Here is a 15,453-nt window from a genome sequence, read left to right on the forward strand (position 1 = left end):
TGTTCATTATTAACTTATAAAATTAAGACAACCTCAAAGAGATGTCTTTAAAAAAGATAGCGATTAATTGATCAACTAATACCTTGACTTCGATTCCATTATTATATTTTTTTAAGATACAGCAAAACCCTTCAATAAATGCTGTAGATAGTATAGTCGTAAGATAGTTGTTTACTACTAAGCCTCTATTGGTGAAGTTCGGAAGCATCTTTTCAGCCAAAACCTCGTCAATTAAGTCAATAAGATCCTGTTTCGTATCTTCGTATTTGTTCTTGGACCCTTTACTCTTTTCCATCAAGATAAGTAATTCAGTATTATGCCTTTGGCAAATATCTAATAAGGTTTCAACTAATTCATTAATTCCAAAGTAGCTTTCGTCACCTTCCATCTCCCTGATCTCTTGAATAGAATTCATTAACCCATCATAGACCGGGCCAACCAAAGAGGTAAACAGCTCTTGTTTGCTAGTACAATAGTGATAGACATTCCCTAAGGCCACCTTGGCATTTTTCGCTATCTTACGCATGGAAGCATCCGTGTAACCCATAGAACTGAATTCTGCTAAAGCAGATTCTAGAATCCTCTGCTTGACCTCATCCTTCAAATATTGCATTATAGAACCTCCGTTCATTATTGATTATAGCATATTTTACTTAAATTCAAATCACCAATATATGTAAATGGATCAGGTAAAGATTATCTTTATCCTGATCCATTCATAAATTCATTTCTAATTAAGTTTTGATCTTAAACCGTTTTCAATGTAGCAGAACTATTTAAGTACAGACGCCACTGTAGGGATCATCTCCGGTACAACATAAGCTTGTAGACCAATCATCACCGAAACTATCACAAGGAATATTAGGGAATGTTTAACAGTGAAGCGGAAGAGATCCGATTCTTTCCCGACAAGGGACGTGGCTGCAGCCGCAACGGCAATAGATTGTGGCGAGATCATTTTTCCAACAACACCACCAGAGCTATTTGCCGCAACGGTTAGTACTGGATTAACTCCAATTTGTTCAGCCGTAACTTGCTGGAGTTTTCCAAACAAGGCGTTGGCCGAAGTATCAGAACCTGTCAGGAATACACCCATCCATCCCAGAACAGGAGAAAGGAATGGGAATGCTACTCCGGTTGAAGCAAACAATAATCCAAGGGTAAAGGATAGCCCGGAATAATTTGCTAAATAAGCAAATCCAAGTACTGATCCCATAGTAATAATCGGATAAACCAGTTGCTTTAGGGTCTTACCAAAAACTGAAATCGCTTTTGCAGGAGATACCCCTAAAATAAACATAGAGATTATGGAGGTTATAAGGATTGCAGTACCGCCAGCCGAAAAGAAATCCCACTTATAGGATGCCGCATAAACAGTGGACTTCGATACGATTGGTGAAACTTTATAAACCAAACCATCCAGACCAGGCCAATGAGGTATATTGACAAACCATTGTAAGTCCTTAGTTACCCAATTCTTAAAACTTGGAGTTCCCCAAATTGCCACCATAACCGTTAAGATTACGAAGGGTGACCAAGCTTTCATGACTTCTCCAGTACTGTAATGGGTCGTATTAACTGTAGCCTTTTTCTCACTTGGAAAACGCCAAACTGTTTTAGGTTTCCAAAACTTCAAGAACACTGTTGTTGCTACTAATGAGCTCAAGGAAGAGATAATATCCGGCAAATAAGCTCCCAGGTAGTTTGCAGACCACCATTGGGCAACGGCAAAGGATACGCCTGTTACTAAAATAGCAGGAAGAACTTCTTTTGCAGCTTTCCAACCTGCCATTAGAATAATTAGATAAAGAGGAATTAATACAGATAAAAATGGCAGCTGTCGTCCTACAGCTTGAGAAATTACGAAATCACTTATACCGGTTACACTTCCGGCAGCAATAATTGGACTTCCAATTGCACCAAAAGCGACTGGAGCAGTATTGGCAATCAGGCATAATCCGGCAGCATATAAAGGCTCAAAACCTAAACCAATTAAAATAGCGCCAGAAATTGCAACCGGAGCACCAAAACCTGCCGCTCCCTCTAAGAATGCACCAAAGGAAAACGCTACCAATAAGGCCTGTATACGACGGTCATCTGAAATTGTAGCGATAGAACTTTTAATAATATCAAAATGTCCGGATTCCACCGTTAAGTTATACAAAAATACGGCTGCTATAACAATCCAGGCAATTGGGAATAACCCATTAAGAATTCCTAAGAAACTTGCTGAAAGGGCGGTTCCTACTGGCATTTTATAAACAAGTACCACATCCACGAGGGTTATTCCTAAGGTTAATAATCCGGCAATATAACCCTTCATTCGTTTCACAGCGAGTGCCCAAAATAAGAAAAAAATCGGAATAGAAACTACAAGTGCAGTAAGCCCTATACTATTGTTTAAGGCCGCATAATTTTGACTCCATGGCATTTTTTCATTCATCTCTTTTCTTTTGAAATAAAGGATTCAAAGAACCGGAAACCCTTTTACACCACCCTTTCTTCAATAATTCACAAAAACATGTTTAGATTTGCAATTCTGATTGTACAAAAAAAATACATTCTTCAGCATAAATCGAACAAAAAAAACAGGATTCCTTGACTGAATAGCCACAAATCCTGCCTAAAAGGTATTATAGTTTCAAGTGTTGCCGTAGGGATTTTACATAGGTTCGGCTCACAGGTATTTCTGAACCATCGATCATTGTCAAATTACATGTATTATTAAACCAAGGAATTACTGCTTCAACTTTATTCAAGTTGGCAACATAACTTTTATGAACTCTTAAAAAAGACTCACCTAAAATTGTTTCTAATTCGTTCAAATTATAGTTTGTCAAATAGCTCCGTTTATCTATGAATACACGAACAGATCGATCTTCTATGGTTGCATAAAGAATGTCTTCAAAAGGAATTAGATATATCTTCTCATTCTCTTCAACCTTGAGTTTCGACATCCCGTTGTTTGGATGGAGAATCGAGTAGATTCTATCTAGTTTATCCATGAATTCATTGGAGATTGATCCTTCTTCAGCTTCTTTTATATTGCTTTGTTTATCAAGACGAGCCTTCAATCGTTGAACAGTGTCTGCCAACCGTTCTTCTTTAAATGGTTTTAGCAGATAATCTGCAGCATTTAAGTCAAAGGCCTGAACTGCATAATTATTGTAGGCTGTTGCAAAAACGAATGCAGGTCTCAGCGAATCTTCAAGGTTTCTTGAAATTTTTCTGGCAGTATCTATACCGGATCCATCCGGCATTTCAATATCCAAGAAAACCACATCCGGCTTCAATTCACTTACTTTTTTCAGTACTTCCTCGTTTGTGGAGACTTCTCCGATTATATCTATTTCCGGAATTTTACCTAACAAATAGATTAACTCATCTCTTGCCGGTTGTTCATCATCTGCTACGATAACTCTCATCTATCCCACTCCTAAGCTATTTCAAAATGAGGCTTTTCTGGAATCCTTAAAGTTACCACAGTTCCACGTCCAAAGACACTTGAAATCATAAAATCTGCTTGTCCATGGTAAGCATATTTTAATCTTTGCTCAACATTTTTTAGGCCTATACCCAATCCTTTACTTTGAACTGTTTCACCGGAGTGTAATAATTTCAGCTTTTCGTGAGGTATTCCTACTCCATTATCCGTGATTTTAAGAATTAAAAATCCTTTTTCTTGTTCAGCAGATACGATAATCTGCCCCCCTGAGTTAAGGGGATATATTCCATGTTTAATGGCATTTTCTATTAGCGGTTGAAGGGTCAAACCTGGAAGCTGCCAGTTCAGCACCTCTTCAGAGATTTCTTCAATAACATTTAACCGATCCGAAAAACGTGCTTGCTCTATGGCTAAATAGGCACGTATATGATCACATTCTTCGCGCAATGAAACAAAACGATCGCCACTTTGCAAATTTTTCCTAAAAAAGTCCCCTAGCTCTAGCAGTAAATCTCTTGCTCTTTTAGGATTGGTTCGGCAAAAGGAAACAATCGTATTAATAGCATTAAAAAGAAAGTGAGGATTGATTTGTGCTTGCAATGCCTTCAGTTCTGCCTTACTAACTAAACTAGCTCTAGTTTCCAAAGCAGCCAGTTCTAATTGAGTCGAAAATAGCTGTCCTAACCCAGCAGCGAATTCACGGTCAACTTTCGTTAAACTCCGTTTCCCCTGCCGATATATTTTAAGTGTCCCTACTACAGTTTTCTCAAAGCGTAAAGGTACAATTAAGGCAGATCCTAAACAACATGAATTATCTGAGCAGCCAATTTCTTCTTTATTCACTGCTAACTTTATCTCCCCGGTGCTAATTGCCTCGATGGTCGCCTTTGTTTGGAGCTCTAATCCAGCTGTGTGATGATCTGACCCTTTACCTACATGAGCTAAAACTCTCTGATCGCTTGTGATGGCTACCGCAGCAAAATCGGCACGTTTGAAAATTATTTCGCACACTTTTTCCGCGGTCTCTTCATTCAAGCCCAGGCGTAAGATAGGCAATGTTAGATTAGCAATATATAAAGCCTTTTGTGCCTGCAGAGCACCAATCCGCTCTTCTTCCAGAATCGAATTTTGAGCGATTCCATAAAAAATTGCAATTCCTATTCCATTCATAATTATCATGGGGGGGCCCATAGTTTTAACAACGTCCCAACCATCCGGGGCTGGTAAGGTTGCCAAAATCATTAACATCTCCAATATCTCTGATCCAAAACCGATTAAGACAGTCTGCTTCCAACTCAAAAGTTTGCTTGAAGAATTTTTTGCTAAAAGTCCTGCTATTAAGCCATTAATAATGGTCGCAATAGCACAGCTTAAAGATGTAGCCCCACCTAAAAAATATCGATGGGTTCCTGCAATGATACCTGAACCTAAACCAATAACCGGACCACCCAAAAGTCCTCCGGCAACTACTCCCACAACTCTAGAATTTGCTAAAGCACCTTTCGTTGGCAGACTCATATAGGTTCCTACTATCCCAATAATTCCGAATATCAGAATAAGAATGATTCTTTCTCGTGTATTAATCATCCCTCGCATAGTTTTCTTAAATAAAGGAGTAAGACTTAATAGATAAGCAATAGTTACTAAAAAGCTCGTGTCTAGTGCCATCTGCTTAAATAGAGTAATATTCATGTCCAGAGCTCCTCAATTTAATAATTATATAAACCAATAGAATTAAACAGCATTTTACTTTAATCTTATAGAAAAATAATTATATTTCAAGCTCATAACTTAAACAAAATAAGGAAATTTAAATGTTGTTAATTTCTTATTGTTTTCTTTTTTGAGTTTTTTGTGTAACTTTATACTTTTCTTGTTATTTGAACTTTCTTATTTGTATTTATTATTTAACTTTAAATTAATTTGGTTCTTAAATTTTGTTTCAGAGTATTTAACGAGAAAAAATTAACAAAAAAACAAGCGGTAATCTACAAAGCGTAGATCACCGCAACTTAGATATTAGAACTTAACAATTAGGGGATAAGGTCATATATTGGTTATGTCTTAACTAAAAACTTTTTAGGTTAGAGATATACAATGGGCTGGGCAGCCTTCGACAGCTTCTTTGCAAGATTCTTCGAACTCAGCGGGGACAGGGTTAGTATATGCAACTGCTAAACCATCATCCTCCATTTTAAAAACCTCGGGGCAGAATGCAGGGCAAGATTCGCATCCAATGCATTCATCTTTGTTTACTTCAGCAATCATAATACTTACCTCCTCTAAATTATCCTTCAAAACCATCCATTTCCAATAAGAGTTTATCACAAGAAGCATTGGATAGAAAGTGTATTATTTAACAGGTATCCTAGTGTATAAACCCTCACAGAAGCAAATCTCCTGAATGCGCCATTAATCTTAGTATTGCTCTATATCTTACCGGTCTATTAAGTGGTTGATTGACTTGAGCGCTTTACCTTTGTACGCAACAGCACTAATGCAATGGTTATCCCTGTTAAAACCAAACCAAAAACACTGACAATGCTATAGGCTAAAAATGCGGCTGAGATATTGTACATCTCTAAGCCCGCTTGGGTCTTATAAACAACAGCGAAAAAAAGAGAACGAATACCCGGAATATAAGACACTTGATAAATAATATGTCCTGCAAGGACTAAAGGAGTTAAGGCGAAAATCAGCTTGACACGCAAGGATGCTGACTTTGTCTTAAAGGGTTTAGCAATTATCCACGCAACAATTCCACCAATGAAACCCGATCCCCAATAAAATAATGTAAACCAAGCCTTCCAGGCATCGGATAATTCCTTTGTTTGAAACGCTCCAAAGTAGTTTAGCGGTACTAAAATCCCCAGCATTACCCCGATAAAGACCACAAATCCTTGGTTAACGCGAACTAAATGCCATACCTCGCGGCCTACTAATCTCAAATTCACTTGAACAGAACCATTTGGACAATTCCTCACACAATTAAAGCAAAGTTTGCAATCCAGATTATTATCTAAATAAGGAAGGTGTTGGGACATTGGGCAACCGGAAACACTTTTAGTCCCTACATAACACTCAAATGTTGTACACTTATTCAGGCAGACTGAAGTATCCGCACGAACCTCTAACATTGCACCTACTGAAGCAGTTCCGGTGAACCCTCCCAAAGGACAAAAGTGTCTACACCATGTATGGCGCGGAAAAAGAATTGCTATAAAGATCGCACAAGCTTGGATTGATATTAATAAAATCGCAGTATAACCAGGATTAAAACGCATGTCAGTAATTACTTCAACCCAAAAGATTGTGAGAAACAAAATACTGAATATGACGTAATCGTACTTTATGATCACCTGAGGTATCGGGTGGTTTTTATGAATTCTTCTCTGCACAAAATCCATAATGGTCGAAAAGGGACAAACCGTACACCATAATCTACCTAAAAAAGGAGAAATAAGAGCCAAGGCCGGCCACCATAACCCCCAGACCAAGGCAAAGATTTTTGTGGAGACTGCAACTTCAGGCCTAAATAGCAATAGTAAGATCAACGCTATAAACATAGTTGCTACTGATATCCTTAGCCAGCCAATAAGACTCCCTTTCATAAGCAATCCCTTTAATGTTGGCCATCCTAAAAGATTAATCGTATGCCCATTTTGTTCAGCAGTTGGTCCGAAAAAAATTTGTTCTAACCCGATAACATCTTGTTCGGCAATATGAAAAGCTCTTTCAATAACTTGAATTAATTCCGAGACATTACCTTGCTGGTAATGGTGGGACAACAGCAATTGAGTCGCTTCCTGACTTAGGACAGGGATATTTCTCTGGTTTTTCTTAGCAAGTTTCTCTAGGAATCCTTGGGCTAAGATTGGAATATCACGTTTGCGTTTCCGAAGAGGAGCGATTTCGTAGGTGTGGGCAAAGCACTTTCTTAACTCAGGAATTATAACTCTGTCTAAATCATCGGGTTCCGAGTTCAGACTACCAATAACAATGCATTTGTTTTTATGGAAGTTGATGGCTTGAGCGAGTTTAAGCTGAGTATGGGGTGAAAGAAGATTTATTTCCCTTATGAATAAGGTTCCACCTTCTGCAATATCAAAAAGATTTGAATTATAAATGGAAGAAGGATTCTCTTGGTTGTCAGATTCAAGGATTAAATCTCTCCACTGTTGATCAAAGCGTCTTCCATCCACTACTACGAATGGGGCCTCTGTCAAAGCCTGGCGCTGATGAATGTACCAGGCCATCATCTGGCGACCCGTCCCTCGCTCACCTGTCAGAAGTATATGTCCTTTGGCTTGGGAGAATTCTTCCAGCTTTCTTTCTATCTCAGCCGTTGTACGGGGACCTCCCCAAAGTCCATAAAACTTATCTTTATATTGGGTAAGCTGCAAAGCAGAGCGCAGTACTTCTTTATACTTTGCTTCAGATAAGATAAGGTTTGCCTCATTTAAATTTTGAGTCAATTTACCTATAAACCTTTGATACAACAACGGCCAGCGCAAAAGCATACGGGCAAAACCCTCTGCACCCAACTTAAGAACTGAACATTCTTCTTGACAAAGAATTGTTGTGGCTGCAGGCTTTCCATCAAGCAACGAAAATTCTCCAAAGCTGCCTCCCGGCTCAATCGATCTGACTCGCCTCACACGTTGTCCTTCTTTTCTGATCATAACATCGACTTTTCCCTTAATCAGAATGTAAAAAGAATGTTCTGCTTGACCCTGTTTAATAATCTCAGCGCCAGCACCATAACTTTCCCATTGAAAGTCAAAAGCGAGTTCTGCTAACTCAGTTGATGATAAATCTGAAAGCAGCTCAATTTTTGATAGACTATAAGCTTTATCATCAATCATAGGCCCTCCATTATATTTTTTCTTATCTTAACCTAAACTCTATCGAGGATGGTTATTAGCTGTCCAATTATCTGATAACCTTATTTTAATTCGCCCCAAGAATACTTAGAATATTTAAGATATTCTTTTAAAAAAACTATAGCTTACGAGATTATTCCTGGCAAGTCACACTTTTTCCCAATCATACACAAAAACCCTTACCAGTGATAGTAAGGATTTTTGTTTTCTCACATTCTTTATGAAATAAATTAATTAATACTTTATAAATTTCGATCCTAAAGCACCACAAATTGGACATTTCTCAGGAACAACCTTCTCAATGTTCCCGCAAATTGGACAAAGATAATAATACACTTCTTCTTCCTGATCCAAATTGTCTTGTGCTTCTTGATAAAGTCTAGCGTGCACCTCTTCAGCTTTTAAAGCATATGTAAAAGTCCTTATTGCAGCTTGATTACCCTCTTCTTGAGCCACTTTCAAAAACTCCGGATACATGCTTTGGTATTCATGATTTTCACCTGCCACTGCATCATTTAGATTTTCCGCAGTTTCCTTGATTTTTTCTGCAACCTCGAAATGCTTTTGAGCATGTATTGCTTCGGCATCTGAAGCAGCCTTAAAAAGCTTCGCCGCGTTCTTTTTACCTTCTGCTTCTGCTTTCTTTGCGTAGGCAAGATACTTGCGATTAGCCTGTGATTCTCCTGCAAAAGCCTCCATCAAATTGTCTAAAGTTTTACCGTTCATAAAGTTTCCCTCCTAATTAGTTTTAATTAAGTCAGTATGCGCAATTTTTAGGGCTTCTTAATAATAAGGATACCCACTGACTACTTTAAGTTTAATACCTATAATATACCATAACTACTAACTAATACATAATTAGTGCATTTAGTCTTAATTGTATGTTAAAAGTTGCCATGTTATAGTTATTCTAGTTACTAAGTGCTTATCTTAAGTAGAGATAATAAATGGTGGGGTGTTCCGATGAAAAACGTAGGACTTGTACTTGAAGGCGGAGGCATGAGAGGGCTATACACCTGCGGTGTATTAGAGTATTTTATGGAAAATAATTTATATTTTCCGTATGTGATAGGTGTATCAGCAGGAGCTTGCAATGCTGCCTCATATATTTCTCGGCAACAGAAAAGAAATGAAAAGGTTATCATTGGTTTCGTTAAGGACTGGCGGTACATGAGTCTAAGAAATTTATTTCTAAGTAAATCTTACTTTGGTATGGACTTTATTTTTGATGAAATTCCCAATAAGCATGTTCCCTTTGACTTCAAAGCCTTTTATGAATATCCAGGTGATTTTTTAGTGGGGGCAACTGATTGTCAAACTGGTAAGCCAATATATCTGAATAAAGATGATTTAGGCGATCAATTCCAGGCTTTAAGGGCATCTGCTTCTCTGCCAATGATATCCCCTATCATCAACTATAAGGGACTTGAACTCTTAGATGGTGGAATTTCCGATGCCATTCCTCTCAAAAAATCCATTGCAGACGGCAACCTCAAGAATATAGTTGTTTTAACCAGAAATAAAGGCTACAAAAAGCAGCCCGGAAAATTTAAGGCTCTGCTCAAATTAAAATATAGAAATTACCCGCAATTAATCGAAACCATGTTAAATCGCTACAAGAATTACAATGAAACCTTAGATTATATTGATCACCTTGAAAACATAGGACAAATTATTGTCATAAGGCCATCGAAAGAATTAGAAGTTGACCGCTTAGAAAAAGATCCTCAAAAACTTCAAAGACTACTTCAACAAGGGTATGAGGATACTAAAAGCACTTATGAACGTATTATTGAATTTGTTCGTCAATAGAATCTCAGCAAGAAGTGTTGTATTATAAATAGACACCCTCGGAAATACTCAGACTTCGCAAGGGTGTCTAAATTTTATCGGTAAAAGATTCTCACGATTACTATTCAGTTCTTGCTCTTTGGTCCTTTTTGGTCTGCCCTAAACGTTCAATCTTAGGTTCATAATCCTGTTTTTTCAATTCTTGAAAATGTTCATCCATCTCAGGGAATTTATCTGCTAAAGCCTCTCTTCTTGATTCATTCTTATGAGTCATGTTTTGTAACCTCCTTTTAATTTCAACTTAAAATACCTTTACAGTATTTCCTTAATTACAGGAATGATGTTTGGATTATTTATGAAATCTTTCATGCATAATTAAAAGCTCAACAGGCCATAATACGATCATAAGGGTACGTAATGGTTGAGCCAAGATTCATATATGTTTTTCACCAGGTATATATGGGTCGGCCAAAGATTATATTCAGGTGGTAAAACGCTTGTATGTAGTCGGAGGGAAGATCTTTTAGTGGTGGGAAAAGGGCTTTATGGCAGTCTTTTTGATTGTTTTAGGGTTTTAACTTATCCTAATAGGTCGAGCTAAGATTTTACCGGGTGTTGAGTTTCTTACTCAGTCATATATCCCATGATATATGCATGTGTAAGAAGTCGGTTATATTCGGCCGAGAGGTTGTCTATAGCTGAGTAGATATCTTGTAAGGTCGAACGAATCATTAGTATGGGTGGTAACCTGCTTGATTATGGTCGGAAGATCCTAGTTAGGTAATCAGCGATCTATACTGGTGTTAGGTAGATCATTACGTGCTCTTATATATCCTTCATTAATAGCCGCTGCAAGCGGTTTTTTCTTTTTTCATTTACTAATATTCGCGTGATTATCTTTTAGATTGTAACAATTACAAAAAGCAGGTTCTTTCTTATCAGATAAGAAAGAACCTGCTTTCATGCAGCTTTGATCATCATTATCGTGTAGGGAGAATTTCTAGCCAGTAATTATCCGGATCATTAATGAAGTATATCCCCATTTCTCGGTTCTCGTAACAGATACAACCCATTCTCTTATGATGCTCATACGCTGCTTCAAAATCGTCGACTCTAAAAGCAATGTGAAATTCATTTTCTCCTAAGTTATAGGCTTCAGTTCTATCTCTCAGCCAAGTCAATTCCAAGCTATGCTGTGTAACACCATCTCCTAGATAAACTAGGATAAACTCTCCCTCAGCCTGGACATGCCTCTTAACCTCAACTAAGCCAAGCGCTTCCCTATAAAAGTCAAGGCTCTTTTCAAGGTTCAAAACATTAATGTTGTTATGCTCAAATCGAAATTTCATAATTATTTACCCTCCCTCATTTTAACTATTAAATTATTATATTTGGAAAAAGACTTCTGCTAGTTTAATAATAGAGTTTATAATTATTGTATAATTAGATCGGGGTGATAACAATGACTAATTCAATGAGAATCAAATATTTGTATCACAGTGGTTTTTTAGTAGAAACAAATACAAATCTACTCATATTTGATTATTATCAAGGTTCCGTCGATAGTCTCTTAAAAGAAAGTCCGAATAAGAATATCTTCATCTTTTCCTCACATAGTCATCCTGACCATTTCAATCCAATAATACTAGAATGGCACAAATTCAGACCAGACATTCAATATATCTTCAGCAATGACATCAATGTGCCACAAAAAAATATAAACGTAAATTTCATAGCCCCCTATCAGACTCTTGAAATAGGCAACTTAAGTATCAAGGCTTATAATTCAACGGATCTAGGTGTAGCCTTCCTTGTCCAAGATGAGGAAATGCGATACTTTCATGCCGGAGATTTAAACTGGTGGTATTGGATTGATACCCCTGAGGAAATGATAAAGGCTGAAAAGAACTTCAAAGAGGAAATTCAAAAAATCAAGGGGGAAGCAATTGATGTAGCTTTTTTCCCTGTTGATCCAAGACTTGAACTAAACTATAGTGCAGGAGCCGAGTACTTCATTCAAGAGCTTACCCCCCGAATTTTTATCCCAATGCATTTTGCCGATAGCCCTGATGTAGTCACAAAATTTGAAACCAAGATGAAGGATAGTCCCAGTAGAATTATAAAGTTCTCTCAAAAAGGTCAAGAGTTAATACTTTGAACACTATTTATATGGAGGCATTTCTTACTAAGAATGAGAATAACCGCCTTGCTAAGCGGGCGGTTATTGCGTAGTAATTTATCTTATTTCTAGTCAAATAAAATTAAAGCCATAACCTCTAAATCAACTGTCCCAGTATTTTCAATTGAATGCTTTTCTCCATTTTTTGTAATAATCACATCTCCAGGTTTAACCGATTTCTGCTCTCCATTGTCATCGACCATACCTTCGCCACTTAGAATAACATAAGTTTCAAAATCACCCACGTGTTCATGCAGACCAATGGAGGTTCCAGGTTTCAACACATTTTTAGCAAATAGCCGACCTTTACCTTTAAACTCATCTTTCTCTGTTTCAAGAAAATGTGTCATTTGAATTTCGCCTTTGCCCCCGCGAAAGTTAGATACGGAATCTGTTCTTAACTCTTCTGGATGTTTAATCATATCTGTACTCCTTCACAATTAAATTAATAAAGATTATAGCATAATTTGTGAATCTAGGTTAAATATCTTTGTTATCTCTCAAAAGATAGTCTCCAAGACTAGTTTGTGTTTCAAGATGTATATGGTATAATTTTTCCAAGTTTGTTATTTTTTATTAAAATATATAAGGAGCTTGCTATGAATAAAAATTCATTAAAGAAATATGCTCAACTTATTGTTAAAACAGGTTTAAACCTCCAAAAAAATCAAACTCTAGTTATTTCTTCTCCTATTGAATGTGCACTCTTTACACGAATGGTCGCAGAGAATGCTTACCAAGAAGGCGCACGAGATGTTGTCATCCAATGGCGAGATGAATTATTTTCAAAGATCCGCTATCTCCATGCTCCAGAAGAGATTTTCGAGGAATTTCCAGAGTGGCAAAAGGAATTCTACCTTTCTTATGTACACCAAGGAGCGGCTTTCTTAAGTATAGCCGCTTCAGATCCTGAGTTGATGAAGGATGTTAACCCCGAAAGAATAACCAAGGCTCAAAAAACAAGCAACATTGCCCTCAAGGATTATCGGGATCGGCTTATGAGCAACCAAAACACCTGGTGCGTTGTTTCAATACCAACGACAGCTTGGGCCGAGAAGGTCTTTCCACACCTTTCTACAGAAGAGTCGATGGAAAAACTATGGGAGGTTATTTTTCAAACGGTACGAGTCGATACTGAAAACCCTATTCTCTCTTGGCTAGAACATACAACTAACCTTAAAGCAAGAATGGATTTTTTGAACTCTCTAACCTTAAGATCACTACGTTACACAAATTCTTTAGGAACTAATTTAACAATCGAGCTACCTGAAGACCATATCTGGCTCGGCGGTTCTGAGTATACCCCGGAAGGTATCGAGTTTATAGCTAACATGCCTACAGAAGAGGTATTTACCTTACCTAAAAAAACAGGAGTGAATGGTAAAGTCGTCAGTTCATTACCTCTAAACTATAATGGAAATCTCATAGAGAACTTTTCAATGACCTTTAAGAATGGCAAAATTGTAGATTTTAGTGCTGAAAAAGGTTATGAAACACTAAAGTCAATTATTGAAACAGATGAGGGCTCTCATTTTCTCGGAGAGGTTGCTTTAGTCCCCTTTGATTCTCCAATTTCAAATTCAAAGATCTTGTTTTATAATACCCTTTTCGATGAAAATGCGTCCTGCCATTTGGCTTTAGGAAAAGCTTATCCTGTTTGTATGAAAAATTGTGAAAAGCTAACCCAAGAAGACTTTACAACACTGGAAATCAACGAATCCCTAGTGCACGTAGACTTTATGATTGGAACCAGGGATCTGGAAATCTTAGGAACGACTTGCGACGGTAAAGAAGTCCCCATCTTCAAAAACGGCAATTTTGCCCAGTAAGTTAAAGTCTATGCTAAAAGATCCTTTAACGACTCACATTCCTGCCCAATTATTTTGTATCTTTTACTGAGTGCTGAAAACCTCATTGAAATTTCTCCGAGAAGCAATTTCAATGAGGTTTCTCTAACAATAATTAATATGCGCTCTACTTTTAAGTCTACATTCACTTCTATCGGCTAGACATAAAGAATTATCACAGGAATTGCTGCTCCCCATGCACTTGCCAATGTAGCAATACTGCCTCCACGGCGCTTCTCCACAGAATAGCTATAATGAGCCATGACAGCAGCTGCTAGCGCTAATAGTATGTGGTTTAGAGATAGTTTCCCACCAAATAACAAAAGAATGACACCTAGTAATATTTGAGTATCCAAGAGGGAGTTCGCCGTAACACTTACCATTTTATGTCCCCATACCTGTTTTCCTCTCCACTGTCCCAGTGAAGCTACAAAGGCCCTTCATAATACCATTAATAGAACCAGAGTTGTTAGAGTTTGGTGCAACCAATGAAAGCTACTAACCATTTTTTCTCCTCCCTGTTAGTACAATACTGAAAAGTTTCCCCAACTACTTGTGTTTTAGTAAAAGAGATAATATATTTGTTATAATAACATTATTGTGTAACATATTAACAATCTTTATTAGTGATGTCAATATTATTTTTATTACACTAAACTCCGAGAGGATGTAATTATGTCTATTGGGCCTAAAATTAAAGCATTCCGACAAGAATTAAATTTAACGATTCCACAGTTGGCAGATATGACAGGACTGTCACGGGGTTTCATCAGTCAAGTGGAGAATGACAAGGTTTCCCTTTCCTTAGAAAGTCTTCAAAAAATGGCTATTGCCTTAAAAGTACCAATTAGAAATTTCTTAGCCGATGAACCTTTTCCACCAGAACTTGTTACCAAAAACGCCCGTCCTAAAATAAAATTCGGGGATGAACCTGAACTTGAAATTTTATCAGCACCCTTTGGCAGGCAACTACAGATTTTAATGGTAGAGTTACCTCCTGGATATCAAGCCGGTAATTGTGCGCATACCCACGACGGAGAAGAGTGGATTATGGTACTTGCTGGTAAAGTTAAAGTTATCCAAGGGGACTTTTCGGCAATTCTGGAAGAAGGAGATAGTATTCACTGGGACGGAAGTTATCCCCACCTTTGCCAAAACGCTACTCATACCCCTGCGAAAGTTATTGTTGCTCTGACTCCTCCGGCCATGCTCCCACTTTCCAAAACAGAATAAAATTACTACCTAGTCATTTCAATTGAAACAAATGGTAACCTTCATAAAACATTAATCCGGGGATAATTAAAGCAG

General features: G+C 37.5%; 15 protein-coding genes. 4 read left to right on the plus strand and 11 right to left on the minus strand.

Going from position 1 to position 15,453, the window contains the following annotated elements; all coding sequences use genetic code 11:
* Positions 1-22: 22 nt before the first annotated feature.
* The 7 genes from DP73_RS17235 to DP73_RS17265 form a co-directional block, all read right to left on the minus strand.
* Positions 23-613 carry a TetR/AcrR family transcriptional regulator gene (locus tag DP73_RS17235; protein WP_034601159.1) on the minus strand — a complete coding sequence of 197 codons (591 nt, stop codon included), beginning with the start codon at positions 611-613 and terminating at the stop codon, positions 23-25.
* Between the two features lie 159 nt (positions 614-772).
* A complete protein-coding gene (locus DP73_RS17240; protein WP_034601161.1) occupies positions 773-2,431 on the minus strand; it encodes a lactate permease LctP family transporter in 1,659 nt (552 codons plus the stop codon).
* A 202-nt stretch (positions 2,432-2,633) separates the two neighbouring features.
* Complete coding sequence (locus DP73_RS17245; protein ID WP_034601163.1) at positions 2,634-3,425, minus strand: LytTR family DNA-binding domain-containing protein; 792 nt, start codon at positions 3,423-3,425, stop codon at positions 2,634-2,636.
* 11 nt (positions 3,426-3,436) lie between these two features.
* Entirely contained in the window at positions 3,437-5,137 is a 1,701-nt protein-coding gene (locus DP73_RS17250; protein ID WP_034601165.1) for a LytS/YhcK type 5TM receptor domain-containing protein, read from the minus strand.
* Between the two features lie 387 nt (positions 5,138-5,524).
* On the minus strand, positions 5,525-5,713 hold the full coding sequence (locus tag DP73_RS17255) for a ferredoxin (protein WP_014903965.1): 189 nt from the start codon (positions 5,711-5,713) through the stop codon (positions 5,525-5,527).
* A gap of 179 nt (positions 5,714-5,892) precedes the next feature.
* Entirely contained in the window at positions 5,893-8,310 is a 2,418-nt protein-coding gene (locus tag DP73_RS17260) for a cyclic nucleotide-binding domain-containing protein (RefSeq protein ID WP_081963078.1), read from the minus strand.
* Between the two features lie 252 nt (positions 8,311-8,562).
* A complete protein-coding gene (locus tag DP73_RS17265) occupies positions 8,563-9,054 on the minus strand; it encodes a rubrerythrin family protein (protein ID WP_034601167.1) in 492 nt (163 codons plus the stop codon).
* 237 nt (positions 9,055-9,291) lie between these two features.
* Here DP73_RS17265 and DP73_RS17270 point away from each other — a divergent pair, with 237 nt between their 5' ends.
* Positions 9,292-10,140 (plus strand): patatin family protein, encoded by an 849-nt coding sequence (locus DP73_RS17270; protein WP_034601169.1) that lies wholly within the window; start codon positions 9,292-9,294, stop codon positions 10,138-10,140.
* A 100-nt stretch (positions 10,141-10,240) separates the two neighbouring features.
* Here the strand turns inward: DP73_RS17270 and DP73_RS23570 are convergent, their stop codons facing one another.
* Both DP73_RS23570 and DP73_RS17275 read right to left on the minus strand, forming a co-directional pair.
* Positions 10,241-10,393, minus strand: a complete 153-nt coding sequence (locus tag DP73_RS23570; RefSeq protein WP_165574426.1) for a hypothetical protein — start codon at positions 10,391-10,393, stop codon at positions 10,241-10,243.
* A gap of 706 nt (positions 10,394-11,099) precedes the next feature.
* Complete coding sequence (locus DP73_RS17275) at positions 11,100-11,468, minus strand: VOC family protein (protein WP_034601171.1); 369 nt, start codon at positions 11,466-11,468, stop codon at positions 11,100-11,102.
* Positions 11,469-11,581: 113 nt separating this feature from the next.
* On the opposite strand from DP73_RS17275, the gene DP73_RS17280 reads away from it, so the two are divergent.
* Positions 11,582-12,277, plus strand: coding sequence for an MBL fold metallo-hydrolase (locus tag DP73_RS17280; protein ID WP_034601173.1), 696 nt, complete (start codon positions 11,582-11,584; stop codon positions 12,275-12,277).
* Between the two features lie 89 nt (positions 12,278-12,366).
* Here DP73_RS17280 and DP73_RS17285 read toward each other — a convergent pair whose 3' ends face one another.
* Complete coding sequence (locus DP73_RS17285) at positions 12,367-12,720, minus strand: cupin domain-containing protein (protein WP_034601175.1); 354 nt, start codon at positions 12,718-12,720, stop codon at positions 12,367-12,369.
* A gap of 177 nt (positions 12,721-12,897) precedes the next feature.
* On the opposite strand from DP73_RS17285, the gene DP73_RS17290 reads away from it, so the two are divergent.
* Entirely contained in the window at positions 12,898-14,127 is a 1,230-nt protein-coding gene (locus DP73_RS17290; protein WP_034601177.1) for an aminopeptidase, read from the plus strand.
* A 176-nt stretch (positions 14,128-14,303) separates the two neighbouring features.
* Here DP73_RS17290 and DP73_RS17295 read toward each other — a convergent pair whose 3' ends face one another.
* Complete coding sequence (locus DP73_RS17295; protein WP_034601178.1) at positions 14,304-14,528, minus strand: hypothetical protein; 225 nt, start codon at positions 14,526-14,528, stop codon at positions 14,304-14,306.
* Positions 14,529-14,820: 292 nt separating this feature from the next.
* Between DP73_RS17295 and DP73_RS17300 the strand changes: the two genes are divergently transcribed.
* Positions 14,821-15,378, plus strand: coding sequence for an XRE family transcriptional regulator (locus tag DP73_RS17300; protein ID WP_034601179.1), 558 nt, complete (start codon positions 14,821-14,823; stop codon positions 15,376-15,378).
* Positions 15,379-15,453 lie beyond the last annotated feature (75 nt).

Origin of the sequence: Desulfosporosinus sp. HMP52, assembly GCF_000765145.1 — a bacterium.
Lineage (GTDB): Bacteria > Bacillota > Desulfitobacteriia > Desulfitobacteriales > Desulfitobacteriaceae > Desulfosporosinus.